Consider the following 25,195-nt stretch of genomic DNA (forward strand, 5'->3'; position numbering starts at 1 on the left):
GGCCGGGCACAGGGTGATGGCTGCTGGCGTGAAACGCGCCGAGGGTCGGCCCCGCGCGTCAGCGTGGGGGGCCGGCCCTCGGCAAAGAGGGGCTTGGTCACGGCCTCGCGGTCAGGTGCCCAGTCGGCGCCCTGTGATCTCCGCGGCCGTGTCGGCGACCAGGCGGCCCCACTCGGGCAGCCGGTCCTCGTCGAACCGGGAGTCGGGCATCGACATGGCCACGGTGGCCAGCGGCGTGCCGTCCCCGTCGAGGACGGGCGCGGCGATGGCGCACACGCCCGGCCGGTACTGGTTGCGGTTGACCGAGTAGCCGTCGGTGCGGATCTGCTTGATTTCGGCCCGCAGGTTCTCGGGATCAGTAGGCGTCGTGTCGCTGAAGCGCTCCCGCACCTGCTCGATGAGCTCTTCGACATCCTGCTTCGGCAGGTGGGCGAGGACGGCGCGGCCGGTGGCGGTGGCATGCAGCGGCGAGGTGTCGCCGATCGTGTGGAAGGTCCGTACGGCGTGGTCGCAGTCCACTCGGTCCACCACGACCATGCACTGCAGAGCGTCCGGAACCGACAGGTGGATCGTCTCGTTCACCGCGTCCCGCAGGCGGACCATGGGCTCGCGGGCGGCGGCGAACAGGCTGGATCCCTGCAGGGCGGCGGGCCGTACGGCCAGTACCCGGGCGCCGATCTCCCACCGGGTGGTATCTCTGCGGTTGGCCCGCAGCCAGCCGGCCTCGGCCAGCGTGACCAGGCTGCGCTGCACGGTCGACTTCGGCAGGCCGAAGAGCTTCGTCAGCTCTCCGACCGTGACCGGCTGATGTTGTGCGACGGCCTCCAGGATGCGCAGTGACCTGGTGACGCTCTTCATTTCCATCCGGTTTCCCCCCGTTAATCCTCAGAATTCCTTGCCGACACCCTCTTGACTCCCCTCCGGGTCACTGTCATTCTCTGTGCCAGATAGTAGCACGGTGTTCCACAATGTGTACGGCTCCGCGGAAGATCCCGAAGAAGTGAGCCGGAGTGGTGGGTCTCTGAAGGGCCCGGCCTTCCGTCCCGAACACCTCGCATCGAACAACCTCACGCTGGGGCCCCAGCTTGTGCCCCGGTGATACGAAAGGAAAGTCCTGTGTCAGCTGCCAGGAAGCGCGTCGCCGTCGTCGGCGTCGGAACGATGGGCAGTCAGGCCGCCTGGCGGCTCGCGGCCCGTGGCGCCGAGGTCGTCGGCTACGACCGGTTCGCCCCGGGGCACGACCGCAGTGCCGCCGGCGGTGAGACCCGGATCTTCCGCAGCGCGCACTTCGAGGACTCCCGGTACGTGCCGTTGCTCCAGCACGCCGACGTCCTGTGGGAGCAGCTCCAGCAGGAGACCGGCCGCGAGCTGCGCCGACTGACCGGGTGCCTGCTGATGGGGCCGACCGAGCACCAGCAGATGGCCACCGTCCTTGAGTCCATCGCGGAGCACGGCCTCGACCATGAGGTGCTGGATGCCGAGGCCCTGGCGAAACGTTTCCCCCAATACCGGCTCGAGGACGGCGACGCCGTCGTGCTCGACCGCCGTGCCGGGTTCATCCGCCCCGAGCTGACGGTCCAGACCGCGGCCCGCCGCGCCGAGGAGCTGGGCGCCCGTATCCACCGCTACACGCCGGTACGGGAGATCACGCCGGTGAACGGCGGGGTGGAGGTCCGCACCGACTCCGGCAGCGAGCGCTTCGACGCGGTCGTCGTCACCGTCGGCCCCTGGGTCAACGACCTGCTGCCCGCCCTGCCGTGGGAGGTGGATATCCGCCGCCTGATCAGCGCCTGGTATGTGCCCACCACCGACGTCTGGTTCGGCGAGGAGCGTCCCGCGTTCATTCGCACCTCCCCCACCCACTGCTACGGTCTGCCCTCCCCGGACGGCGTCTCCGTCAAGATCGGGCTCAGCAAGGAGCTGCACCGCCCAGCCGGCGATCCCAACGCGCTGGACCGCAGCGTCCAGCCGGAGGAGCTGGAGATCTTCACCGAACTGGTCCGCCGCCACATGCCGGACCTGCACCCGTACCCGACCCGCCTGTCCGTCTTCATGGAGGGCTACACGGAGAGCAGCCGCCCGCTGGTCGGTCCGCTGCCCGGGGCCGGCAACGAGAACGTGGTCCTGCTCGCCGGGTTCTCCGGCCACGGCTTCAAGCTTTCCCCGGCCTTCGGTGACATCGCCGCCGACCTGGCGCTGGAGGGCTCTTCCTCGCAGCCCATCGACTTCGTGTCGACCGTGGGCCGCACCTCGTCCTGAACCGCATCCGACCACCATCGGGCACATCCGCAGGGAGAACCACATGGCCACGAGGAAACGCGTCGCGGTCGTCGGTACGGGCACGGTGGGCAGTCAGGCCGCCTGGCGGCTGGCGGCCCGGGGTGCCGAGGTCGTCGGCTACGACCGCTTCGCCCCGGGGCACGACCGCAGCGCCGCCGGCGGTGAGACCCGGGTCTTCCGCAGCGTGCAGACCGACGACGGCGGCTACGTTCCGCTCGTCCGGCACGCCGACGCCCTCTGGCGGCAGTTGCAGGCGGAGACCGGCCGCGAGCTGCGCCGACTGACGGGATGCCTGTTCATGGGACCGGCCGACGACCCCGAGATGCGCACCGTCGTGGACGTCATCGCCGAGCACGGCCTCGACCACGAGGTGATCGACGCCGAGGCGATGGCCAAGCGTTTCCCGCAGTTCCGCGCCGACGACGGCGACCTGGTGGTTCTCGATCGCCGTGCGGGGGTCATCCGGCCCGAACTGACGGTCCAGACCGCGGCCCGCCGCGCCGAGGAACTGGGCGCCCGGATCCGCCGCTACACCCCGGTGCGGGAGGTCACTCCCGTCGCCGGGGAAGGGTGGAGATCCGCACGGACACGGATACGGAGCGTTTCGACGCCGCGGTGGTCACTCCGGGCCCCTGGGTGGGCGACCTGCTGCCGGATCTGCCGTGGGGGGTGAGCGTGTACCGCGCGATCAGCGCCTGGTTCCTGCCCGACGAGGACCAACGGGCCGGTGCCGAGCGCCCCGGCTTCATCCGCCGGGGCGACGTTCCCTTCTACGCGATCCCGTCCCCGGACGGCCTGTCCGTCAAGCTCGGACTGTCCCAGGCCCACCACCGGCCCGTGGACGATCCGAACAAGCTGAACCGGATCGTCGCGCCGGAGGAGCTGGAGACCTTCACGGCGGCGGTGCGGCGCCACCTGCCCGGCCTGAACCCGGACCCGGTGCGGCTCGGCGTCTTCATGGAGGGCTACACCGACAGCACCCGCCCGCTGGTCGGCCCCCTGCCGGGATGCGACGACGTCATCGTGCTGGCCGGCTTCTCCGGCCAGGGCTTCAAACTCTCGCCCGCCATGGGTGACATCGCCGCGGACCTCGCCCTGGAGGGCCGCACCACACAGCCGATCGACTTCATCAGCACGCTCGGCCGCACGGCGGCCTGAGCCCGAACGAGGTAGGACGCATGACACTGACCATCGGCCCGCTGCGGGCGGAGCCCGGCCAGAAGACCCGCGGGAGCATTCCCGCCGACATCGGCCCCACGACGGTGGAGGTCCCCCTGATCCTCGTCAACGGCTCCCGCCCCGGCCCCAGGGTCGTGATCACCGGCGGCGTCCACGGCGGCGAGTTCATCGGGACCGACGCCGCCACCCGCCTGGCCGGGCTGCTGGAACCGGACGAGATCGCCGGCCAGGTGGTGATCTGCCCCGTGGCCAACCCCCCGGCCGTCTACGGCGGCAGGCTCAACATCTCCCCGCTGGACGGCGTCAACATCAACCGCGTCTTCCCCGGCGACAAGGACGGCGGTCCCACCGACCGGATGGCGGCCTGGCTGTTCGAGTACGTGATCAACGGCGCCGACGCCTACGCGGACCTGCACAGCGGCGGCATCGACCAGCGTCTGCTCGACTTCGTCGGCTACCGCCTGACCTCCGACGCCGAGCTGGACGCGAAGATCAAGGGAATGGCCCACGCCGTCGGATACGAGCGGGTCATCTTCGGCACCAGCCCGGACGGCGGCAACAGCCACGCCGCGGCAAACCGGCAGGGCATCCCCGCCGTCCTCATCGAGACCGGGCAACTCGGCGACCGGGACTCCGTCACCGTGCGCAGACTCCTCGACGGCCTGTACCGGCTCCTGCACCACCTCGGTGTCATCGAGGCCCCGCAGCACGTCGACCCGGTGGCCGCACAGCCGCGCGACTGGATCTGGACGGGCGACGTCGTCTCCCCGGCCACCGGCCTGTGGTACCCGGACGCGATCACCGGCGACGAGGTGACCGAAGGACAGACCATCGGCCGCGTCATCGACCCGGTCGACGGCACCGAACACAAGGTCGCCGCCCCCGCCACCGGAAAGATCATCTACGACATGGACGGGCTCACCGTCCGCCCCGGCACGGAGCTCTCCGCCATCGCCGCCCCGCACGGCTGACGGGCCGTCGAGCCCGCCACCCACCCCGATCCCCACACGTCCCCACCCCCCCGCCCAGCTGGTCCCGACGCGCCAATATTCAGGAGATTTGTCATGAGTGATCCCACGATCGGTCGCAGAGCGCTCCTGCGCGGAGCCGGCGGCCTGGCCGCCATAGCCGCCCTGCCCGCCCTCTCAGCGTGCGGCACCGGCACCAGCCGCACCCCGGCCGGTGGCGGCAAGGGCGGCGGCAAGACGGTGATCGTCCGCGACAGCGGCGGTTCCTTCGGCGCGGCCCTCCAGAAGGCGATCTACACGCCGTTCACCCAGGAGACCGGCATCAAGGTCCAGGTCGTCAACATGAACGACGCCCCGCTGCTCGCACAGATCAAGCAGGGCCGCCCGCAGGCCGACCTCATCAACAACTCGATGATGTCCCACGCCAAGTACGTGACCCAGGACGCCCTGGAGACCCTGGACCGCGACCGGATCAAGAGCCTGAAGGCCGCCGAGATCCCCGAGAACCAGATCACCGAACACGCCGTCGCCAACAGCTTCTACGGCGCGTGCATGGGGTACCGCACCGACGCCTTCGGCGGCAAGAAGCCCGAGTCGTGGGCGGACTTCTGGGACACCAAGGCCTTCAAGGGCGGCCGCTCGATGTGCAACCCGGACGGCGACCTGCCGGAGCTGGAGTTCGCGCTGCTGGCCGACGGCGTCCCGATGGACAAGCTGTACCCGCTCGATGTGGACCGTGCCTTCAAGGCGCTGACCCGGCTGCGGTCCGACATCAAGAAGTTCTGGGACAGCGGCCCGCTCCCCGGTGTGCTGCTCAGCCGCGAGGAGGTGACGCTGTCCACCGTCTGGGACGGCCGGCTTGCCGATCTGCAGAAGCAGGGCGCCCCGGTGGCGCGGCAGCTCAACGGCATGCGCCGCCAGTTCCAGGGCTACGCCATCGCCAAGGGCGCGGCCCACGTGGACGCCGCCTACCGGCTCATGGACTTCTCGTTGCGTCCGGAGTCGCAGGCCGCCCTGGCCAAGGCCTTCCCGTCGAACCCGTCGTCCCCGGTGGCCTACAAGAAGCTCACCCAGGAGGAGCGCAACGCGCTCGCCGGTGCGCCGAAGTACTACGACAAGGGCTTCGACGCCGACATCGACTGGTGGCTGAAGAACGAAGAGGCCGTCAGCAAGCGCTGGCTGGAGTGGGCTCGTGGCTGAATTCGGTGTCGCCACACCGTCCGTCGAGGTGGCCGGCGTCGCGCCGGCCAGCGCGACCGGCAAAGCGCTGTCGGTAGTGGCCCTGCGCAAGACATACGGAGACGTCGTCGCGGTCGACGAGGCGTCCATGGAAATCGCGGCGGGGGAGTTCGTCACCTTCCTCGGCGCCTCCGGGTCGGGCAAGACCACGACCCTGATGATGATCGCCGGTTTCTGCGAACCCGACTCCGGCACCATCACCGTCGGGGACCGTGACGTCACGCGGCTCGCCCCGCAGAAACGCAACCTCGGCTTCGTCTTCCAGCAGTACCTGCTCTTCCCGCACATGACGGTCAGTGAGAACGTCGCCTTCCCGCTCACGCTGCGCGGCGTGCCGAAGAGCGAGATCCGCAGGCGGGTCGGGGAGACCCTGGAGATCGCCGGCCTGTCCGGCTTCGGCGGCCGCAAGCCGCGCGAGCTGTCCGGCGGCCAGCAGCAGCGCGTCGCCCTGTGCCGCGCGCTGGTCTACCGCCCGCCGGTGATCCTCATGGACGAGCCCCTCGGCGCGCTGGACAAGAAGCTCCGCGACCAGCTCCAGGTCGAGATCAAGGCCGTCCAGCAGGAACTCGGCCTGACCGTCATCTATGTGACGCACGATCAGGAAGAGGCGCTGGTCCTGTCGGACCGCATCGCGGTGATGCGCAACGGCCTGATCGAGCAGTTCGACACCCCGCGGGAGCTGTTCGAGCGGCCGAGGACGCCGTTCGTGGCGGACTTCCTCGGCGCGGCCAACTTCATCCCAGGCCGCGTGGAAGAGCACACCGACGAGCACACCCTGGTCCGCCTCGACCAGTGCGGGAGCCTGCTGAAGGCGCGGCGCCAGGATGTGGCCATCGGCGCCCCGGTCAAGGCCGCCGTCCAGCCGGGCCGACTGCGGGCCTGCGCCCCCGGCGACGGTTTCTGTACCGGCACGGTCGAGATCGCCACCTACGTCGGCACCCTGGTCCGCGCCGGGGTGCGGATCGCCGACGGCGACGCGCCGCTGTTGCGCCTCGAAGTACCGGCCGGCCGCGGACCCGTCTCCGGTGAGCGGGTCGGGATCACCATCGATCCCGACGACGTCAACCTCTTCCCCACCGAACAGGGCGGGTGAGCCATGGCCGCCACCCTGACCGCCAACGCCCCCGCCCGTCCGCGCAGGCTCCTGGCCTCCCGCAGGACCCGGGTCGGGATCCTGTACGCGCTGCCCGTCGTCGTGTACCTGCTGGCGCTGTTCGTCTACCCGATCTTCAGCACGCTCTTCCTCAGCCTGAAGAACGCCGACGGATCGCTCACCCTGCACTGGTACGTCGAGGCGCTGACGGGCATCAACCTCTCCGTGCTGTTCACCACGGTGCGGATCTCGGCGGAGACGGCGCTGTTCAGTCTGGTCTTCGGGTTCGTTCTGGCGAACGCGATCTCCCGGCTCAAGCCCCTGTGGGCCGGAGTGGCCATGCTGATCGTGGTCGTCCCGCACTTCATCAGCGCCCTGGTCCGCACCTACGGGTGGATCATCATGCTCGGCGACAAGGGCCTGGTGAACGAGAGCCTGGTGTGGGCGCCGGGTGCGCCGTTCCAGCTGCTCTACAACGAGCTGGGTGTGGTCATCGGCACCACCTCCGTGATGCTGCCCTACACCGTGCTGCTGCTGTACGGCGTGATGCGCGGTGTGGACCGAAGGCTCCTGGCCGCAGCGGCCAGCATGGGCGCCGGGCGCGTGACGATCTTCCGCCGGGTCTACCTGCCGCTGGTCGCCCCCGGCCTGGTCAGCGCCGGACTGCTCAGCTTCATCCTCTCGCTGGGCTACTACATCACCCCGGCCCTGATGGGCGGTCCCGACCAGACGATGATCGCCTCCCTCATCAACCAGCAGGTGATGAAGCAGAACCAGTGGAACGGGGCGGCCGCCGAGGGCGTCGTCCTGCTGCTGATGACCTTCGCCGGACTGCTGCTGGTCAAGCTCGTCACCTCCCTCGGCGCCAGCCGTAAGAGGAGGAGCACGTCATGATGGAGCTGCGCAGCACCCTCGCCGGGCGGATCGCCCTGACCGCCATCGCCACCGTGATCCTGCTGTTCCTGGCCCTGCCGATCGTCGTCATCCTCGTCACCTCCTTCAGCAGCAACGCCTTCGGCTCGTTCCCGCCGGAAGCCTGGACGCTCAACTGGTACACGTCGCTGTTCGCCGACGGCAGCAAGTGGCCGGCCGCGATGTCGACGAGCGCGCTGGTGGCCTGCCTCAGCACCGTGTTCTCGCTGATCATCGCTGTGACCGCGGCGACCGCCCTGACCCGCAGCGAACTCCCGCTGCGCTCCGCGGTCTACGCCCTGGTCCTCGGACCGCTGCTCATCCCGCAGATCGTCACCGCCCTCGGCCTGTTCCTGCTCTTCGAGCCCGCCTCGATGCTGGGCAGCCCGCTGGCGATCGCCCTGGGGCACACCGTGCTGGCCTCACCGATCGCGATCCTGATCCTGATCGCGACCCTGCGCGGGATCGACGAACGCCTCGAGGACGCCGCAGCCAGCATGGGCGCGAACCGGCTGACCATCGCCCGCAGGATCACCTTCCCCCTGGCCGCCCCCGGAATGATCGCGGCAGCGATCTTCTCCTTCATCACCAGCTTCGACGAGTTCTACATCTCCCAGTTCCTGTCCTCGGTCGACACCGTCACCCTGCCGGTGCAGATCTACAACTCCCTGACCTTCGACATCGACCCCAGTGTGACCGCGATCAGCGCGCTCCTCACCGCCTTCGCGATCCTCGCCCTCGGCCTGGTGGCCCTGGTGCGCTGGCTCGGCTCCGGCCGGCAGGGCTCCCTGCTGTCGGTCGAGAACACGGCAGGGGTCGCCAACCCCGGAGGCGAGACGGTATGACCACCGACACCGCTCAGCTGACCACCGCCACCGCTCAGCGGCACCTGCTGCTGAACATGACCGCCAACGGGTCGCTCGCGAAACCGGGCAAGGAACTCTTCGTCGTACGCCACGGCGAGGGACCGTACGTCGACGACGCGGCCGGCAACCGCTACATCGACGGCCTCTCCGGGCTGTACTGCTGCCAGATCGGCTACTCCTACGCCGACGAGATCGCCGAAGCGGCCCAGAAGCAACTGCGTGAACTCTGCTACAGCCCTCTGTGGTCGGAGTCCGCACATCCCACCGGCCTGGCTCTCGCGGAGCGTCTCGCCGCCCTGGCCCCCGACGGCATCGAGCACGTCTTCTTCAGCGGCGGCGGCGCCGAGGCGGTGGAGACCGCCTGGAAGATCGCCCGCAGGTACCACACCCTGCGCGGCGAAGCGGGCCGGACCAAGGCCATCTCCCGGCGCGGCGCCTACCACGGGCTGACGCTCGGGGCGCTGTCCTTCACGGACGACCCCGGCCTCACCGAGCCGTACGGGCCGCCCGCCGTGGAGACCCACTTCGTCGCCAACACCAACCGGACCGCCCTGCAACAGCCCCTCGACGAGGCGGCCTTCACCGAGTACCTGCTCGCCGACGTGGAGGCCACGGTCCTCGCCGCGGGACCGGAGAGCGTCGCCATGCTCATCGCCGAGCCGGTGCAGAACCGGGGCGGCTGCATCACCCCGCCCGAGGGCTACTGGCAGGGGCTGCGGGCGCTGGCGGACCGTTACGGCTTCCTTTTGGTCGCCGACGAGGTGATCACCGCGTTCGGCCGGCTGGGGGAGTGGTTCGGCGGCGAGTGCTACGGCGTCCGCCCGGACATCGTCACCGTCGCCAAGGGCATCACCGCCGGCTACGCCCCCATGGGCGCGACCCTGGTCTCGGACCGCGTCGCCGAGGTGATCAACCAGCCCGGCGAGGTCCTCAACCACGGCTACACCTTCAGCGGCCACCCTCTGAGCGCGGCCATTGCCCTGCGCAGCCTGGACATCATGGAGCGGGACCGGATCCTGGAGAACGTCCGCGGCCACCAGGGCCACCTGGCCCAGCGCATGGCGTCCCTGGGCGAGCTGCCGATCGTGGGTGACGTCCGCGGCGCCGGATTCTTCTACGCCCTCGAACTCGTCGGCGACCTCGACGGCGGCGGCTTCGGCGACACCGCCCGCGCCACGCTCGTCGCCGACCTCATCCCGCGCCGGCTGCGCGAGGCCGGGCTGCTCGCCCGCGTCTACAACCGCGCCGCCCCACTGGTCCAGATCGCGCCCCCACTGATCAGCGACCGCGACCTCCTGGACCGTGTCGCCGACATCATCGCGGACACCCTCGACGAGGCCTCCGCCCGCCTGTGATCCACGCATTCGCGTATTGAAAGGAACGACATGTACTCCATCGGTCCCCTGACCGTCGCCCCCGGCGAGCGCGCCCAGGGTCTGATCCCGGTCGGCACCAGCACCTACGGCGTGGAGCTCGGCATCCCGCTCATTGTCATCAACGGCACCGAGGACGGCCCGGTCCTGTGCGTGGACGCCGGTGTCCACGGCGACGAGTACGACGGCCAGGAGGCCATCCGCCGCGTCCTCGCCGCGATCGACCCGGCCGGCCTGCGCGGCACCATCGTCGGCATCCCCTGCATGAACACCCCCGCCTTCGAGGCGGCGGCCCGCACCAGCGGCCTGGACTACCTCAACCTCAACCGGATCTTCCCGGGTGACGCGGACGGCTCGTACTCGCTGCGCCTGGCCGCCACCTTCGTCGAGCAGGTCGTCCCCGCCATCGACGCCCTCGTCGACCTGCACACGGGCGGCACCTTCGGCGAGATCGCACCGCTCGTCATCCTCCAGGGCGGCTACGAGGACCTGGCCACGGACCTCGCCCTCGCGGCCGGGCACGAGCTTGTCTGGAAGGGCGGCAAGTGGGGCGGCACGGTCCGCCACCCCACCCTCGCGGCCGGCAAGCCCGCGATCACCATCGAGGTCGGCGGCGCCACCTACCGCGAGCAGAACGTAGCCGTGCACGTCCAGTCGATCCGCAACATCCTGCGGCAACTCGGCATGATCGACGGCGAGGTGGAGCTGCGCGACAGCTACACGACCGTCTCCGGCACCTTCGCCCGCTCGGACGCCGGCGGCTTCTTCGTCGCGCACGCCGAGCCGGGGGAGACGTGCAAGGAAGGCGACCTGATCGCCCACGTCGTGGACCACTACGGCAACACGCTGGAGGAGGTCCGCGCCCCGCAGGACGGCATCGTGCTCTGGGTGCGCCGCATCCGCACCGTGCGGCCCGGCGACGAGGTGGTCATCTTCGGTGAGGTGCAGGGGGAGATCCAGCCATGAGCGGCGAACTCCCGCTGACCGGGCTGCTGCTGATCGACGGCAAGCAGATTCCTGCCGCCGACGGCCGGAGCCTCACGGTCTTCGACCCGTCGGAGGGGACGGCCGTCGCCGAGGTCTCCCACGCCGGCCCGGCCGACGTGGACCGGGCGGTGGCCGCGGCCCGCGCGGCCTTCACAGCACCCGAGTGGTCCCGGATGCGCGCCGCGGACCGGGGCCGGCTCCTCCACCGCATCGCGGAGGCGATCCGGCGCGAGGGCGAGTGGCTGGCGCGTCTGGAGTGCCAGGACGTCGGCAAGCCGCTCAGCCAGGCGAAGGCCGATGTCGAGTCCGCCGCCCGCTACTTCGAGTTCTACGCGGGCATCGCCGACAAGCTCGGCGGCACCACGATCCCCCTCGGCCCGGGCCTGATCGACTACACCGTCCGCGAGCCGATCGGGGTCTCCGGCCAGATCATCCCGTTCAACTACCCGCTCCAGAACACGGCGCGGGGTTCGGCACCCGCACTGGCCGCGGGTTGCACGGTGGTGCTCAAGCCCTCCCCGGAGGCACCGCTCACCCCGCTGGAGATCGGCCGTATCGCGCTGGAGTGCGGGCTGCCGCCGGGCGTGCTGAACGTCGTACCCGGTGACGGCGAGACCGGCGCCGCCCTCGCCGGGCACCCCGGCATCGACCAGGTCACCTTCACCGGCTCGGTGCCGACCGGCATCAAGGTCGCCCAGGCCGCCGCCGCCAACGTGGTGCCCTCCGTGACCGAGCTCGGTGGCAAGTCGCCGTTCGTCGTCTTCGCGGACGCCGACTTCGACCTGGCGCTGAAGGCCGTCCTGGGGGCGTCGTTCAGCAACGCCGGGCAGATGTGCTCGGCGGGCACCCGGCTGCTGCTCCAGCGCGGTGCCGAGGAGTTCCTGGACCGGCTCGTCGAGAAGATCGCGGGCCTGCGCGTCGGGCCGGGTCTCACGGACCCGGACATCGGCCCGCTGGTCGCCGCCCGGCAGCGCGACCGGGTCCTCGGGTACCTGGAACTCGCCCGGCAGGAAGGCGCCGTGGCGCGGGCCGGGGGAGGCGCACCGTCCGACCCGGCCCTGGCCGACGGCTACTACATCGAGCCGACCGTCCTCACCGGGCTGACCAACCAGGCCCGCTGCGCCCGTGAGGAGATCTTCGGCCCGGTCGTGACCGTCATTGACTTCGATGACGCCGAGGAGGCCCTTCAGATCGCCAACGACAGCCCGTACGGCCTGTCCTCCTACGTCTGGACGCGCGACATCGACAAGGCGATGCGCCTGGCCGAGGGGATCCGGGCCGGCCAGGTCTACGTCAACGCCACCGGTGTCGGCACCGGCGTCGAACTCCCCTTCGGCGGCTACAAGCACAGCGGCTGGGGCCGGGAGAAGGGCCTGGAGGCGCTGGCGAGCTATACGCAGACCAAGAACGTCTGCATCGGATTCGGTGACCGGTCATGAGATACCGCACGCTCGGTGACCGCGGCCCGACCGTCTCCGTCGTCGGCGTCGGCGGCAACAACTTCGGCTCCCGTCTCGACGAGGACGGAACGAAGGCGGTCGTCCACGCGGCCGTCGACGCGGGGATCACCCTGTTCGACACCGCCGACATGTACGGCGGGTTCGGTGAGCGGGGCGGCTCGCGCGGCGACGGCGAACGCCTCCTCGGCGCCGCCCTCAAGGGACACCGCGACCAGGTCGTCCTGGCCACCAAGTTCGGCATGGAGATGGGGCCCGCCGCGGACCTGTACGGCCGGCGCGGAGCGCGTCCCTACATCCGGTACGCCGTCGAGGCATCGCTGCGCCGCCTGGGCACCGACCGGATCGACCTGTACCAGTACCACGAGCCGGACGGCGTGACCCCGCTGGAGGAGACCGTCGCCGCCCTGCAGGAGCTCGTGGACAAGGGCAAGATAGGCCACATCGGCTGCTCCAACCTCCCGGCCGAGCAGCTCACGGACGCCTTCGTCAGCACTCAGGCCCGCTACCACCTGCTCGACCGCAGCGTGGAGGCCGACCTGATCCCCGCCTGCTTGCGCCACGGCATGGGTCTCCTGCCGTACTACCCGCTGGCCAACGGCCTGCTCAGCGGCAAGTACCGGCGTGGCCAGGAACCCCCGCCCGGCAGCCGGCTGTCCTGGCGGCAGGGCTGGCTCACCGACGCGGCCCTCGACCGCGTCGAGGCCCTCACGGCGTACGGCGCCGAACGAGGGCTCACCCTCCTCCAGGTCGCCGTGGGCGGACTGGCCGCACTGCCCGCGGTCGGCTCGGTCATCTGCGGCGCCATGACCCCGGCCCAGGTCACCGCCAACGCGGCGGCGGCCGACTGGATCCCCGACGCGGCCGACCTGGCCGCCCTCGACGCGATCGTCACCCCCGGCGAACGCATCGTCTGAAACCCAACATCTCGCCAACGCACATGAATTGAGGATGACCCGTGAGAGAGATCGTCACCTTCGACGCTTATGCAACACTGATCAACTTCGAGCTCGGCCCCACGACCCTGAAGGCCATCGAGGACCGGCTGGACCTGGACAACCTGGACGTCGACGAGTTCCTCGACGACTTCCGTGTCATGCGCTTCCAGGCCGTCCTGGAGGCCTACCGCCCGTACCACGAGATCCTGCACTCCAGCCTGCGCAACGCCATGCGCCTGCACGGTCTGGAGTACCGCGAGTCCGACGGCGACGCCCTCGTCGAGGCCGTCCCCACCTTCGGTCCCTTCCCGGAGGTCCCGGACGCGCTGCGCGCCCTGAAGACCAAGTACGAGATCGCCATCATCTCCAACACCGACGACAACCTGATCGCTCGGAACGTCGAGAACATCGGCGTCGAGTTCGACTACGTCATCACCGCCCAGCAGGCCGGCGCCTACAAGCCGGACCGCCAGACCTTCGAGCACGCCTTCAAGACCATGGGCGTCGAGCCGTCCCAGGTCATCCACACCGCCCAGGGCTGGGAGTACGACCACATCCCGACCCGCGACCTCGGCCTGAAGCGCCGCGTGTGGATCAACCGCTACGGCCGCCCCGGCAGCGCCGACTACCAGCCGTACGACGAGCTGCCCGACCTGTCGGGCCTGCCGAAGCTGCTCGGCTGCTGACCGACGGCGCAACGGCGAAACAGACCGAGAACACAAGAGGACGCACGCCATGAAGCAGATCCCCTACTGGCTGGACACAGCCCCCGCCTTCCCCGACCGTTCCGGAAAGGACCTGCCCGACGAGGCGGACGTGGTGGTGATCGGCGGCGGCCTCACCGGACTGTCCACCGCCTACCACGCCGCCCGAAAGGGCGCCCGGGTCGTCCTGGTCGAGAAGGACAAGGTGGGCTCGGGCGCCTCCGGGCGCAACGGCAGCATGTGCACCCAGGGCATCACCATCAGCCCCGCCGAGGCCCGCAAGCGCTATGGGCAGGAGCGGGCCCGTGAGCTGTACGACGCCTTCCGCGAAGCGGTCGACGTCGTCGAGGAGCTCACCCACACCGAGAACATCGACTGCGACTTCCACCGCGCCGGGCGCCTCGGCGCGGTCTGCAAGCCCCAGCACTTCGACGGCCTGCGGGCCAAGCAGCGCGACCTGGCCGAGAACTTCGGCCACGAGACGATCGTCCTGAGCAAGAGCGAACTGCGGGCCGAGCTCGGCACGGACTATTACCACGGCGCCCTGCTCGACCCGCTCAGCGCGGGCCTGCACGTGGGCAAGTTCGTCGGCGGCCTGGCGGACGCCGCCGAGCGGGCCGGCGCCGAGATCCACGAGCGCAACGCCGCCACCGGCCTCACCCGCCTCCCCGGCGGCGGCTTCCTGGTCGAGACCTTGCACGGCACCATCCGTGCCAAGCAGGTCATGGCGGCGACGGACGCCTACACCGACAAGTCGATGCCGTGGTTCCGCAAGCGGCTGATCAACGTCGGCAGCTTCATCATCGTCACCGAGCCGCTGGGGGAGGCACGCGCCAAGGAGCTCATCCCGAACGGCCGACTGCTGGTCGCCCACAAGAACGTCGGCCACTACGTCCGTCTCACCCCGGACAACCGCCTCGCCTTCGGCGGCCGGGCCCGCTTCGCCCCCTCCAACCCGGCCTCCGACGTCAAGAGCGGCGACATCCTCAAGCGGGAGATGACCGAGATCTTCCCGCAGCTGGCCGGGACGCGGATCGACTACGTCTGGGGCGGCATGGTCGGCTTCTCCTGGGACCGCATCCCGCACGCCGGTGAGGTCAACGGCCTGTACTACTCCATGGGTTACTGCGGTCACGGCGTCCAGATGGCCACGTACATGGGCCGCGCGGTGGCCGAAATGATGGACGGCAAGCCGGAGGCCAACCCGCTGCGCGGCTTCGGCTTCCCGAAGGTGCCCGTCCCCTTCTACAACGGCACGCCCTGGTTCCTGCCGTTCGGCGGCGCCTACTACAAGGCGAAGGACAAGCTGCTCTGAGTCGGTGGTACTGCGGGGGCTCCCCGGGAGGTTGGCGTGGTGAGCCCCCACAGTTCGGGGACAGGAGTACTCCCGTGGATGTTCACTGCGGCGGCTGGGACCCGGTGACCGCGATGCGCCCCTCTTCTCGATGAACCCGTCGGCAGCGTTCCCGGGCTTTGGCTCGTGCGCTCGACCCGCTCCCGCAACTTGCGTACACCCACGACTGACCTCTTACACCCTCGTCTCACATCGCACGGGAGAAGGCCCGCACCGCGATGACCGCCGCAGCCACCCGCAGCGAGCACGCCATGATCGGCGACCGAGACGTTCCCGCCGACGTGTACCGGGGCGGGCACACCCTGCGCGCCACGGAGAACTTCCCCATCACCGGGACGCCGATCTCCGCCTACCCGCACCTGATCGACGCCCTCGCCGCCGTCAAGGAGGCCGCTGCCCTCGCCAACGAGGAACTCGGCCTGCTGGAGGCGAAGAAGGCCGCCGCCATCGTCGCCGCCTGCAACAAGCGGTCACTCCCGCAGAGAAGTCCCACCTGCTGACTCTTGAGGAACGAACATGAGACTCCAGGACGTCAACGCCGTGATCACCGGAGCGTCGAGCGGGATCGGTCAGGCAGTCGCCTCCCACTTCCGCCGCGAGGGCGCCAACCTCCTGCTCACCGGGCGGCGCCCCGAGCTGCCCGAGGACCATCCGGACGATCTCTACCTCCCGGGGGACCTCAACGACGAGACCTTCGTCTCCGAGCTCGCCGCCCGAGCCACGGAGCACTTGGGGGACGTGGGCGTGGTCGTCCTCTGCCACGGGCTCCAGGCGTCCAGCCCGATCGCGGAGATGACCTACGACGACGCACGCGACGTGCTCCACGGCAACCTCCTGAGCGCGTTCCTGGTCATGAAGCACCTGATGCCGCTGGCTCCCGAGTCGGGCGCGTCGATGGTGTGCGTCAGCTCGCGCCTCGGCATGGTCGGTATGCCGAATCAGACCATGTACTCCGCAGCCAAGGGCGGCCTCATCGCTCTCGCGCGCGGCGCCGCCATCGAATGGGCACCCCGCAACATCCGCGTCAACGTGGTGGCGCCCGGCCTGACCGCGACGCTGATCATCGAGGCCGGCTTCCAGCGGCGCCCCGATCCCGCCGCGTACCGGCAGATGAAGGAGGACTCCATCCCGCTGCGCCGGCTCGCCACACCCGAAGAGGTCGCCGACGCGGTTCTCTTCCTCGCCTGCCCGGAGTCGTCGTACATCACCGGTGCCGTGCTTCCCGTGGACGGAGGCTACACAGCGTTCTGAATGGGCCATGTTGAAGTTTGCCGAGGAGACGCCGGTTCACGCCTGGGCCGCGTTGACCTCCTGCGTCCGAGGTCGTGGAGGGCGCTGTCAGGCCCGGTCCGCTCACCGACCGGCTCGCCCGCCACGCCGACATGTGCATCGAACGGAGCCCGGCCAGTCGCGGCTGCGCGCCTGGCCGGCCTCAAGCGGCACGCCTCGTACTCCAGTCGAGTTCGCTACCGCCCCTGGTCAGGGGCGTGTTCTTGGCTGATTGGTGAAGGTGTTGTGGCCGGGGCCGTACTGGCCGGTCGCGGCGTTGCTCCTGAACACCGGCGTGGGGGTCTTCGTCCAGGAGGCCGGGTTCATGAGGTCGGCGGTGGCGTCGGCGGTCAGCAGACCGAGGCAGTAGTTGGCGTCGGTGGCGCTGGCCGAGAAGGTCATGAAGACCCTGCCGTTGCGCTGGATGACGGCCGGGCCCTCGTTGACGCGGTGGCCGACGGTCTCCCAGGAGTGGGTGGGCGTGGAGATCCGCACCGGGGTGCCGCTGATGGTCCAGGGGTTGGACATCGGGGCGAGGTAGATGTTCGTACCGCTGCCGACGGCGGGGTCGTTCTGGGCACACAACGTCGGCCTTCACGACCACAACGGGTCATGAAGGCCGACGTCACGTTCGCCCCCAGGAGTCGCCAACGGTTACCCGGCGGGCTGTCCCTGCTTGCCAAGGGCGCCGGACGGGCGCGGCGCAGCCGGGACGGTGTCCGCCGGTTCAGCCGGTGGCCGCGACCTTGTCCCACAGCGCGCAGTGGTGGGCGGCGGTGAAGTCACCGGCCGGGCGCGGGCCGCCGGCCGACGTGGTCTGCAGGACCATTACCTCGCCTGGACGGAGGCGCTGGTCGGCCATGTCGGGGAGGCCGGGGGCACGGGGGACTCCGTGTGCGACGAACGACGACCAGTACTGGATCATCTGCCGGGACAGCTGCCGCTCCTCGGCGTTGAACGGCGCCTCGCGTCCGTTGTGCCGGAAGAGGTACTGAAGGTCGTTGGTGTGCGTGGCCCCGAAGTCGTAGTCGGTGTTCTGGTTACGGAGATTCTCGGCGGGCGGACCGGTCACGTCCGCGAACTCGTACTGGTACACCGGGGCACCCTGGGCGAGTTGCCGACTGACCCGGGCGGTCGGGCAGGAGTAGTCCCGGTCGCCGCGGGCGGCGGCGTGCGCGAGCGTCGGGGTCGGGTGCCCGGTCAGCGGATAGCGCGCCAGCACCTCGTCGGCTATGTCCTCGCCGAACCAGTCGCGCATGGTCCGGGGGTACTGCTCCGCCGTCAGCGGCTGTCCCCTGCCGTCGAAGTCGAAGTAGTCGAAGTACCGTCCCTCGGTGCGGGTGGTGCCGAAGAGGGTCGGCACCTTGGCCTGCTGGCCGGCCGCGAAGGCCTCGGCAGGCTGGCGCGGCAGCACGCGGTCGCCGACGATTGGTCCCCAGCCGTGACCGGACTGTGCGGCGAGAAGTTCCTGCGGGGTTTTGGTGCGCAGGCAGTCCAGCACGGCGTCCGAGTTGGTGTCCGTGCAGCCCAGAGCGTCGGCGTAGGCGCGACCGGTGGTCTCAGCACTCTTGACGGGGATGGCCGCGCAGTCGCGGTAGGAGGCGGACTGGCTGATCGCGGCCCGGAACAGCCCACGTGCGGTGGGAGAGGCCAGCTGGGTGCACACGGCACGGCCGCCCGAGGACTCACCGGCGATGGTGACCGCGTGCGGGTCGCCGCCGAAGCGAGCGATGTTGGCGCGTACCCAGCGCAGAGCCGCCTGCTGGTCGAGCAGGCCGTAATTGCCCTGCACACCGGGCAGGGTGAGGAAGCCGGAGGCGCCGAGACGGTAGTTGATGGTCACCACGATCACGTTGCCGTCCGCGGCGAAACGGTCGGCGACGTAGTCTTTGCCGCCGCCCTGGATCATGCCGCCGCCATGGATCCACACCATCACAGGCAGCCGCCGCGGGCTCGCCGGAGTGTAGACGTTCAGGTTCAGGCAGTTCTCGGTGTAGGTGCCCTGTTGGGGGTTCGTGCCCTGCAGGCAGCGGGGGCCGAACGCCGTGGCGTCGCGTATGCCCTTCCAGGCCGGGTGGGGCTGTGGCGGACGCCAGCGCAGCGCGCCGACCGGATCGGCGGCGTATGGAACGCCGAGGAACTGCCGCCCCTCGACGGTCGCCTGGCCCCGGAGCGGGCCGGCGGTGGTCTGTATCACCGGGGACTTGCCTAAAGCGGTCCGCGCGGGATCGGCGCCAGAGGCAGAGGCAGAGGCAGGGGTGAGCACAGCCAGCAGGGTCGCGAGACACGCTACGGCAGCTGTGCGACGGGCTCGGAACATGGGGGGTTTGTCCTTCCACCGCTCGACGTACTGCAGTTGTGCAGTAGGCAGCACTGGAAGGATATTGAAGACTCAAGGTCTTGTGCTCGAAAAAGCGGAACTGCCCACTCACCGGGAGAGCGGTTGGTCCAGGTGTTGCCGACGGACACCGTCGATGGCGCCAGCTCGACCGGGCCCCCTTGTTGCCCGCGGCGCGGTTCCCCCTCGGAGCCGCGCCTTGCCCGTGACGAAGAAGAAACCAGTGCCGACGTAAGCGGTACTGCGGTGGAGGGCGCCGGTGTTGGCGTTCTCGGTGAAGCCGTTGCCTTTGCCCTCGCGCCGAGTAGACCCTCAACGGGCCGGATTCGCCAACAGTGTCGCTGACTTGCCGGGGACGAGTCGGCCGCGGCGACCTGCTGCTGGTCCGCACCGGCCAGCTCACCCGGGCCCGGCGCGGCATCGCCCCTGGTCTGTCGTTCACCACCGCCGACTGGCTGCACGCCAGCGAGTTCGCCGGTATCGCCACCGACACCTGGGGCTTCGAGGTCCGCGCCGGGGACGTCCTCGGCCCGGGCACCTGTGGCATTGGCGGTTGCCTGGCCGAGCTGTGAGGCCGCCGTGGCCGCCTGGCCCCGCCGCCGCTGCAGCCCGGCGACGTCGTGGAGATGACCGTCGAGGGTATCGGTACCATCCGCTGCACAAGGAAAGGTGAACTTCATGAAGGCAGCCGTGATACCCGAGGTCAACGGCAGGTGGGAACTGCGCGAGGTGCCTACTCCGGAGCCGGGGCCCGGCGAGGTGCTGATGCGGGTGCGCGCCTCCGGCGTATGCGTCAACGACGTCTTGGCCACCACCGGGGCGATCCGGTTCCCTTCGGTCAACCCTGCGATCACCGGGCACGAGCCTGCGGGCGAGGTCGTCGCGGTCGGGCCGGGGGTCACCACGCGCCGCGTCGGCGACCGGGTGGGCACCCACTGGGTCCGGGCCGCCTGTGGACGGTGCGACTACTGCCGTCTGGGGCTGCCGGTGACCGGGCAGGCCGCCTTCGCGTGCGCGGCACCCACCACGACCGGTTTCAGCGTGCAGGGCGGGCACGCCGAGTACATGGTCGTGGGCGCCGACGAGACCGTGCTCCTGCCCGACGGGCTCGCCTTCGAGTCGGCCGCGCCCATGTTGTGCGCGGGCTACACGGGCTGGTCCGCCCTGCGCGCCGGGCAGCCTGAGCCGCACGAGCGGGTCGCCGTGCTTGGCATCGGCGCGGTGGGCCATCTGGCGGTGCAGTTCGCGCACGCCTGCGGCCTCGAGACGATCGCGATGACGCGCTCGCCGGACAAACGCGACGTGGCACGGCGGCTGGGCGCGGACGAGGTCGTGGCGAACGGCGCCGAGCTGCGCGCAGCGGGCGGCGCCGACGTCATCCTGGCGACCGCCAAGTCGTATCCGGCCGCGGCGGAGGCGATGACGGGCCTGCGGCCCGGCGGACGACTGGTCCTGTCGGGCATCGACCCCACCGACCCCTTCACCGTCCCGCCCGCCAGCAGGGGCCTTCCGTTCATCGGCATGCGGCTCCAGGTGATCGGGTCCACCCACAACGGGCCGCAGTACCTCCGGGAGGCCCTCGACCTCGCCGCCACGGGAAAGGTCACCCCCATGGTCGAGACGTTCCCGAAGGAGGAGGTGGCCACCGCGGTCGACAGGGTCGCCAAGGGCTCCGTCCGCTTCCGTGCCGTGGTCACCTATTAACAGACCGTTTTCCTCCGTGCGCCCGGTGCTCACGCTGTCCGTCCATTCGGGGCGTAGCTGCGTGGGTTTCCCGGACGCGGAGGCCCCGGAGGCTCGGCCTGCCGGGGCTTCCTCACCCGGATTCTCGATTCAGGTCCCGGTCCCGACCGTCAGGCGGCACCGGGCGTGACGTCCAGGTAGTCGATGTTCGGCAGGCCGTCGGAACCGGTCGCGGTCAACGAGATCGCGTTGTCGCCCGCCTTCAGCCGCAGGGTGACCGTCGCGGTCGCCCAGTCCGCCCACGCTCCGGTGGCCTTGAACGAGATGGACTGCGCCCTCGCGCCGTTGACGACGATGTCGGCAGGTCGGTCGGACGAGCCACCGTTGGCGTAGCGGATCTTCACCGTGGCCGTGCCGGAACCGGCGGCTTCGACAGTGAACCGCGCGGCCGCACCGGAGGCACTGTCGGTGTTGCAGAATCCGGTCCCGGAGTATCCGGCGTGGTTGGCGTCGATAGAGCCGGCGCAAGCGGCCGGAGCGTTCTCGGCCTCGTAGCGGGCAGGGCCGCCCGGGTTGCCACCGTCGCCGCTGAAGTCGGCACCGAGGCCCGAATGGTCCCGCGGGAGCAGGAAGTCCGTGGCGGGAATCGAGCCGTCGGCCTCGCGCGGGCCCTGGATGGTCGAAGTGCCGGTGCTGAGAACAGCGCGACCACCACCGCGGCCAGGGCGACCAGCGGTCCCACGGTCCACAGCCAGTCGCCGCGGGCGGCCGCCTCGACGGCGAGCAGGCCCCAGCTGGACGGCAGCGCCCGCACCACCGTGGAGAAGGTGGGTGGGAAGCCGTATTCCAGCAGCAGGTAGACCCCGATGATCAGGACCCAGGAGAACGAGCACAGCGACACCATCGCCGCAGTGACGGTCGCGGTGACGGCTCCGCCGATGCGGGACCTGGCCAGGCTGCGGAACAGCAGCGTGACCACTCGGGACAGCAGCAGCAGCACCACCAGCAGTAGGAGCAGCACCACCGCGGGCACCGACACCACGACGGCCACCCAGTTCAGCCGGGCGGCGAAGACGATGAGCGCGCCGAAGGCCACCAGGGTGATGGCGGTGGTGGTGGCGACCAGGGCGGCGGCGAGCAGGCCCATGGCCAGGGTGCGGCGCGGGATCGGCTGGCGGTGGAAGTGCTCCCCGTTGAGCGCGGGTTCGCCGGCGAAGATCGGGCCGGCCATCCAGCCGAGCGCCCACAGCGCGAACGTCACCGCGAGCAGGTCCATCAGCAGCCGCGGGTGGGAGAAGTCGAAGGACGCCAGGACGAGGGTGGTGATGGCGAGGCAGATTCCGGCGGTCCAGCCGAGGCCGCTGAGGGCCATCTTGGCGTCGGTCGTGCTGTGGCGCAGCACGGCCAGTTTCATCCGGATCAGGACGCCAACCACGACAGCCCCTCCCCGCCGCCGATCTTGACGCCGACCAGGCCGACGAAGGTGTCCTCCAGCGAGCGGCCGCCGCGGACCTCGTCGAGGGGGCCTTCCGCGACGACACGTCCCCGGGCCATCACACCGACGGTGTCGCAGAGCTCTTCGACGAGGGCCATGACGTGGCTGGAGATCAGTACCGAGCCGCCGCGTTCCACGAGCAGTACCGGGAGGATGCCGAGGCCGGGCACCCTGACGCCGCGGCCTGGCAGCAGGCCCTGGAAGAGGCCACCGGCGGCACGCCCGGAGCCGCCGGCCAGCTGCTGATGGCTACCCGTGGTCAGCCTGTGGCTGAACGAGGTCCGAGCGGGCCTTGACACCAACGAGGTGACAAGTTTCCTTGACATCCACTGGAGTGACAAGGAAACTTGTCACCGTGCGAAGCCATGTGCGGGAGTACCGACTCGAGCGACGGATCTCTCAGGCCGAGCTGGCTGAGGCCGTGGGTGTGTCGCGGCAGACCATCAACGCCATCGAGACCGGGCGCTATCTCCCCTCGCTCCCGCTCGCGTTCGCGCTGGCCGGCTTCTTCGGCACGGTCATCGAGCAGCTGTTCACACCGAGCGAAGGTGACGCGTGATGATGGACGTAGATCCCGTGACGGCGTGGCGGGCCGACATGGCCTGGTACCTGGGCATCGCCGTCGCGTCAGGGCTGGCTTTCGGATTAGGCCAGGGGCTGGTGGCCGGGCTGCTGGCCGGTACGAGCATGCTGGTCTTCGCCCTTGTCCTGGCGCTGGGCCGCCGCCGCATCGACGCCATCCGGGCCGTCGGGGGCGCCGGCGACGAGCGCAACCGCGCTCTGTACATGCGCTCGTTGGCGGTAGCCGGTGGCGTTCTCGGCCTGGTCGTCACCGGGTGGTACCTGGTCAGTGTGGCCCGGGGCGAGCCCGACGGGACACTGCTCGCCCTCACCCTGCTGTTCGCGGGCGTGTTCGTCGGCGCTGGCGTGGTCAGCTCGTGGCGGGGGTGACGCCAGCCGAGGTGCCGAGGGCCGGCACGCCCGACCGCCGACGGCGCCGTCGTCTCGCCTGGGCGCTGGTGGCCACAGCGCCGCTGGTGGCCGAGTTCGCCTCGGGCAACTTGCCGGTCATCTACGTATGGCTGCTGGTGATCTACGCGCCCCTGTACGGCGGCGCCGCCGTGTTCATCCGCGACTTGGGCCGTCGCTCCGCGCGGCCCTGGCCGGTCATCTTCACTCTGGGCTTGGCCTACGGCGTGGTCGAGGAGTCGTTCATCAGCTTCTCGCTGTTCAACCCCGACTATGCTGACCTGCGGCTGCTCGACTTCGGGTGGATCCCGGCGCTCGGTATCGGGTCGTGGTGGACGACGTTCGTCGTACTGCTCCACGCCGTGTGGAGCATCTGCGTGCCCATCGCTCTGGTGGAGGCCCTGGCCGGCGACCTCGCCGATCGCCCCTGGCTCACCCCCCGCGGCCTTGCCTGGGCCGTGCTGGCCATCGGCCTGGGCGGAGCGGCGACGGCCGGTATCACCTTGTCCGAGGACGATTTCATGCCGTCGTCCGCACACCTGGCCGGCGCCGCGGTGGCGGTGACGGCACTTATCGCGCTCGCCGGGTGGCTGGCCCGCACGCCGCGCCGTCCGTCCCGAGCCGCAGGTGACGGCGCTGCCCCTCCCGCGGCGTCACCCGAGCTCGCTGCCTCAGGTCAGCCCGTGGTTCCCGCCGGGGCGGCGCCCACGCCTCAACGGGCCACAGCAGCTGCGGTGAGCGCCACGCTCCTCTTCGTCGCCGGCGCGGCCCAGGTCGGGCCCGCGCCGGCGGTGGTGACGGTCTACCTGGTCCTCGTCGCCTGGGGCGTGACAGCGGTCAGACGATGGTCGGCCCGCCCCGGCTGGTCGCCACGCCACCGCCTCGCCCTGGCCGCCGGCGCACTGGTGCCCCACCTGGCTTTCGCCGTGGCGCAGCGGTCGCTGGTCGAGGTCCCACTGTGGCTGGACCTGCTCGGCAACCTGATCTTCATCTCCGGCACAACCACCCTGGTGATGGCCGGCTGGCGGGCCGTCGGTCGCTCCGCCACCCCTTGACACTGGCCCAAGCGGCCCTGCTGGTGTGGTCAAACACCATCATTGAGGAAGTTTCATCGTGATTCGTACAGGTCAACGGTCCTGGTGTGATGAGCCGTTGGGGTGCTCGCGCAGCTCATCACGGTGATCATTGCGGGGAGATTACCGGTCACCGAGCCACCTGGTGGTGCGTCAGCACCAGCAGGGCCCGCACCAGCGCGGTCGCGTGCCGCGGATGCATGCGCACCTTGGTCAGGATCCGGAAGGTCTTCAGGCTCGCGAAGCCGTGCTCGACCGACGCCCGCAGGCTGCTGACCAGCCGGTTCACGACCTTCTTCGGTGACGACAGGCGCTTGCCGCCGCTCGCCTTGAACCCCGTGATGACCGCCGGCTGTTCCTCGGTCCCCTCGTCCAGACCGACGAACCCCAGGTCGGCCACCGCTGCAAGCTCCAGCTCGCGCAGTCGCGCGCACAGCTTCTCGTAGCGGGCCGCCGTGATCTCGCTGCAGGCGCCGCGGCGGGCCGGGGAGATCCACAAAAGCCGCCCCTTCGCATCGGTCAGGGCGAGAAACAGCAGGCCATGCGCCTTGTGCTTCCCCGAGTAGTTCTTCCGGTTCGCCCGCCCACTGCGCCGCCGGGTGTGGATCAGCGTCCCGTCCAGCAGGACATCGCAGCCGCTGTCCTTGGCCACCTTGGCCAGCGCGCGGTCCAGGCGGGGGAACGTGCGGCCAGCAGGCCGAGCACCTCCAGCACCCAGCGCCGCACCGTGGAGGCCGAGACCGCGTTCCCGCCGGCCAGGTCGGCCAGGCGCTCGTCGTTGCGCAGGTGGGCCAGCACGATCAGCGCTATCTGCCCGGCGTCGAGCTTGCGCCACCGGGAGCGGATCTGTCTGCGGTGGGCGCGGATCAGGTCGGCCACGCGGTTGACGGTCGCGCTGGACAGCGGCAGGCGGACGGAGCAGACAAGGCCGGTGTCGCCCTCGGCGGGGCTGGTCTTCTTGTTCACGCATGGACCAACACCCGCCGGGGGCACTTGCGTTGCGGCCCGAATCGGCCGT

26 protein-coding genes and 3 pseudogenes are annotated in these 25,195 nt (G+C 70.2%); 21 read left to right on the plus strand and 8 right to left on the minus strand.

All coding sequences use genetic code 11. The features are described from left to right. Positions 1-111: 111 nt before the first annotated feature. Entirely contained in the window at positions 112-858 is a 747-nt protein-coding gene (locus tag WBG99_RS25810; RefSeq protein ID WP_338900492.1) for an IclR family transcriptional regulator, read from the minus strand. Between the two features lie 258 nt (positions 859-1,116). Here WBG99_RS25810 and solA point away from each other — a divergent pair, with 258 nt between their 5' ends. The 16 genes and pseudogenes from solA (at position 1,117) to WBG99_RS25890 (ending at position 16,601) form a co-directional block, all read left to right on the plus strand. Beyond that, positions 1,117-2,259: an N-methyl-L-tryptophan oxidase gene (gene solA, locus WBG99_RS25815; RefSeq protein ID WP_338898582.1), complete on the plus strand. Its 1,143-nt coding sequence runs from the start codon at positions 1,117-1,119 to the stop codon at positions 2,257-2,259. A gap of 43 nt (positions 2,260-2,302) precedes the next feature. Beyond that, positions 2,303-2,953 (plus strand): FAD-dependent oxidoreductase, encoded by a 651-nt coding sequence (locus tag WBG99_RS25820; protein ID WP_338898583.1) that lies wholly within the window; start codon positions 2,303-2,305, stop codon positions 2,951-2,953. After that, on the plus strand, positions 2,896-3,438 hold the full coding sequence (locus WBG99_RS25825) for an FAD-dependent oxidoreductase (RefSeq protein WP_338898584.1): 543 nt from the start codon (positions 2,896-2,898) through the stop codon (positions 3,436-3,438). Before WBG99_RS25820 ends, WBG99_RS25825 begins: the two co-directional genes overlap by 58 nt. A gap of 20 nt (positions 3,439-3,458) precedes the next feature. After that, entirely contained in the window at positions 3,459-4,430 is a 972-nt protein-coding gene (locus WBG99_RS25830; RefSeq protein WP_338898585.1) for a succinylglutamate desuccinylase/aspartoacylase family protein, read from the plus strand. Positions 4,431-4,523: 93 nt separating this feature from the next. Further along, positions 4,524-5,627 carry an ABC transporter substrate-binding protein gene (locus WBG99_RS25835; protein ID WP_338898586.1) on the plus strand — a complete coding sequence of 368 codons (1,104 nt, stop codon included), beginning with the start codon at positions 4,524-4,526 and terminating at the stop codon, positions 5,625-5,627. Continuing rightward, positions 5,620-6,759, plus strand: a complete 1,140-nt coding sequence (locus tag WBG99_RS25840; protein WP_338898587.1) for an ABC transporter ATP-binding protein — start codon at positions 5,620-5,622, stop codon at positions 6,757-6,759. Before WBG99_RS25835 ends, WBG99_RS25840 begins: the two co-directional genes overlap by 8 nt. A 3-nt stretch (positions 6,760-6,762) precedes the next feature. After that, entirely contained in the window at positions 6,763-7,653 is an 891-nt protein-coding gene (locus WBG99_RS25845) for an ABC transporter permease (protein ID WP_338898588.1), read from the plus strand. Beyond that, positions 7,650-8,516 (plus strand): ABC transporter permease, encoded by an 867-nt coding sequence (locus WBG99_RS25850; protein ID WP_338898589.1) that lies wholly within the window; start codon positions 7,650-7,652, stop codon positions 8,514-8,516. Before WBG99_RS25845 ends, WBG99_RS25850 begins: the two co-directional genes overlap by 4 nt. Next, on the plus strand, positions 8,513-9,892 hold the full coding sequence (locus tag WBG99_RS25855) for an aminotransferase class III-fold pyridoxal phosphate-dependent enzyme (protein WP_338898590.1): 1,380 nt from the start codon (positions 8,513-8,515) through the stop codon (positions 9,890-9,892). The genes WBG99_RS25850 and WBG99_RS25855 overlap by 4 nt, the downstream gene beginning before the upstream one ends. A 30-nt stretch (positions 9,893-9,922) precedes the next feature. Beyond that, entirely contained in the window at positions 9,923-10,876 is a 954-nt protein-coding gene (locus tag WBG99_RS25860) for a M14 family metallopeptidase (RefSeq protein WP_338898591.1), read from the plus strand. Further along, positions 10,873-12,336, plus strand: coding sequence for an aldehyde dehydrogenase family protein (locus WBG99_RS25865; protein ID WP_338898592.1), 1,464 nt, complete (start codon positions 10,873-10,875; stop codon positions 12,334-12,336). The genes WBG99_RS25860 and WBG99_RS25865 overlap by 4 nt, the downstream gene beginning before the upstream one ends. Further along, entirely contained in the window at positions 12,333-13,271 is a 939-nt protein-coding gene (locus WBG99_RS25870) for an aldo/keto reductase (protein ID WP_338898593.1), read from the plus strand. Before WBG99_RS25865 ends, WBG99_RS25870 begins: the two co-directional genes overlap by 4 nt. A 41-nt stretch (positions 13,272-13,312) precedes the next feature. Beyond that, positions 13,313-13,978: a haloacid dehalogenase type II gene (locus tag WBG99_RS25875; RefSeq protein ID WP_338898594.1), complete on the plus strand. Its 666-nt coding sequence runs from the start codon at positions 13,313-13,315 to the stop codon at positions 13,976-13,978. Positions 13,979-14,027: 49 nt separating this feature from the next. Next, entirely contained in the window at positions 14,028-15,311 is a 1,284-nt protein-coding gene (locus WBG99_RS25880) for an FAD-binding oxidoreductase (RefSeq protein ID WP_338898595.1), read from the plus strand. A gap of 257 nt (positions 15,312-15,568) precedes the next feature. Further along, positions 15,569-15,811 (plus strand): annotated as a pseudogene (gene aspA / locus WBG99_RS25885) (aspartate ammonia-lyase); the annotation flags it as partial. A 55-nt stretch (positions 15,812-15,866) separates the two neighbouring features. Then, the gene (locus WBG99_RS25890; RefSeq protein WP_338898596.1) at positions 15,867-16,601 is read left to right on the plus strand and encodes an SDR family NAD(P)-dependent oxidoreductase; all 735 of its coding nucleotides are present in this window, start codon (positions 15,867-15,869) and stop codon (positions 16,599-16,601) included. Positions 16,602-16,853: 252 nt separating this feature from the next. Here WBG99_RS25890 and WBG99_RS25895 read toward each other — a convergent pair. Further along, positions 16,854-17,198 (minus strand): annotated as a pseudogene (locus tag WBG99_RS25895) (family 43 glycosylhydrolase); the annotation flags it as partial. A 148-nt stretch (positions 17,199-17,346) separates the two neighbouring features. Beyond that, positions 17,347-18,816: a carboxylesterase family protein gene (locus WBG99_RS25900; RefSeq protein ID WP_338898597.1), complete on the minus strand. Its 1,470-nt coding sequence runs from the start codon at positions 18,814-18,816 to the stop codon at positions 17,347-17,349. Between the two features lie 500 nt (positions 18,817-19,316). Here WBG99_RS25900 and WBG99_RS25905 point away from each other — a divergent pair. Then, a pseudogene (locus tag WBG99_RS25905) lies at positions 19,317-19,610 on the plus strand (cyclase family protein); the annotation flags it as partial. 25 nt (positions 19,611-19,635) lie between these two features. Next, entirely contained in the window at positions 19,636-20,661 is a 1,026-nt protein-coding gene (locus tag WBG99_RS25910) for an alcohol dehydrogenase catalytic domain-containing protein (protein ID WP_338898598.1), read from the plus strand. Positions 20,662-20,810: 149 nt separating this feature from the next. Here WBG99_RS25910 and WBG99_RS25915 read toward each other — a convergent pair whose 3' ends face one another. Genes WBG99_RS25915 through WBG99_RS25925 form a run of 3 tightly spaced genes read right to left on the minus strand, consistent with a single transcriptional unit; the run spans position 20,811 to position 22,434 of the window. Continuing rightward, a complete protein-coding gene (locus tag WBG99_RS25915; protein WP_338900493.1) occupies positions 20,811-21,155 on the minus strand; it encodes a carbohydrate-binding protein in 345 nt (114 codons plus the stop codon). Continuing rightward, entirely contained in the window at positions 21,041-22,075 is a 1,035-nt protein-coding gene (locus WBG99_RS25920) for a hypothetical protein (RefSeq protein WP_338900608.1), read from the minus strand. Before WBG99_RS25920 ends, WBG99_RS25915 begins: the two co-directional genes overlap by 115 nt. Next, positions 22,060-22,434 (minus strand): hypothetical protein, encoded by a 375-nt coding sequence (locus tag WBG99_RS25925; protein WP_338898599.1) that lies wholly within the window; start codon positions 22,432-22,434, stop codon positions 22,060-22,062. Before WBG99_RS25925 ends, WBG99_RS25920 begins: the two co-directional genes overlap by 16 nt. A 56-nt stretch (positions 22,435-22,490) precedes the next feature. On the opposite strand from WBG99_RS25925, the gene WBG99_RS25930 reads away from it, so the two are divergent. Genes WBG99_RS25930 through WBG99_RS25940 form a run of 3 tightly spaced genes read left to right on the plus strand, consistent with a single transcriptional unit; the run spans position 22,491 to position 24,159 of the window. Continuing rightward, positions 22,491-22,694 (plus strand): helix-turn-helix transcriptional regulator, encoded by a 204-nt coding sequence (locus WBG99_RS25930; RefSeq protein WP_338898600.1) that lies wholly within the window; start codon positions 22,491-22,493, stop codon positions 22,692-22,694. Further along, the gene (locus WBG99_RS25935) at positions 22,694-23,086 is read left to right on the plus strand and encodes a hypothetical protein (RefSeq protein ID WP_338898601.1); all 393 of its coding nucleotides are present in this window, start codon (positions 22,694-22,696) and stop codon (positions 23,084-23,086) included. Before WBG99_RS25930 ends, WBG99_RS25935 begins: the two co-directional genes overlap by 1 nt. Next, positions 23,083-24,159, plus strand: a complete 1,077-nt coding sequence (locus WBG99_RS25940) for a hypothetical protein (protein WP_338898602.1) — start codon at positions 23,083-23,085, stop codon at positions 24,157-24,159. The genes WBG99_RS25935 and WBG99_RS25940 overlap by 4 nt, the downstream gene beginning before the upstream one ends. Positions 24,160-24,307: 148 nt before the next feature. On the opposite strand, the gene WBG99_RS25945 is transcribed toward WBG99_RS25940, so the two are convergent. Together WBG99_RS25945 and WBG99_RS25950 are read right to left on the minus strand one after the other, a co-directional pair. After that, entirely contained in the window at positions 24,308-24,829 is a 522-nt protein-coding gene (locus WBG99_RS25945; RefSeq protein ID WP_338898603.1) for a transposase family protein, read from the minus strand. Continuing rightward, a complete protein-coding gene (locus tag WBG99_RS25950; protein ID WP_338898604.1) occupies positions 24,784-25,143 on the minus strand; it encodes a transposase family protein in 360 nt (119 codons plus the stop codon). Before WBG99_RS25950 ends, WBG99_RS25945 begins: the two co-directional genes overlap by 46 nt. Positions 25,144-25,195: the final 52 nt, after the last annotated feature.

The organism is Streptomyces sp. TG1A-60 (genome assembly GCF_037201975.1).
Classification (GTDB): Bacteria; Actinomycetota; Actinomycetes; order Streptomycetales; family Streptomycetaceae; genus Streptomyces.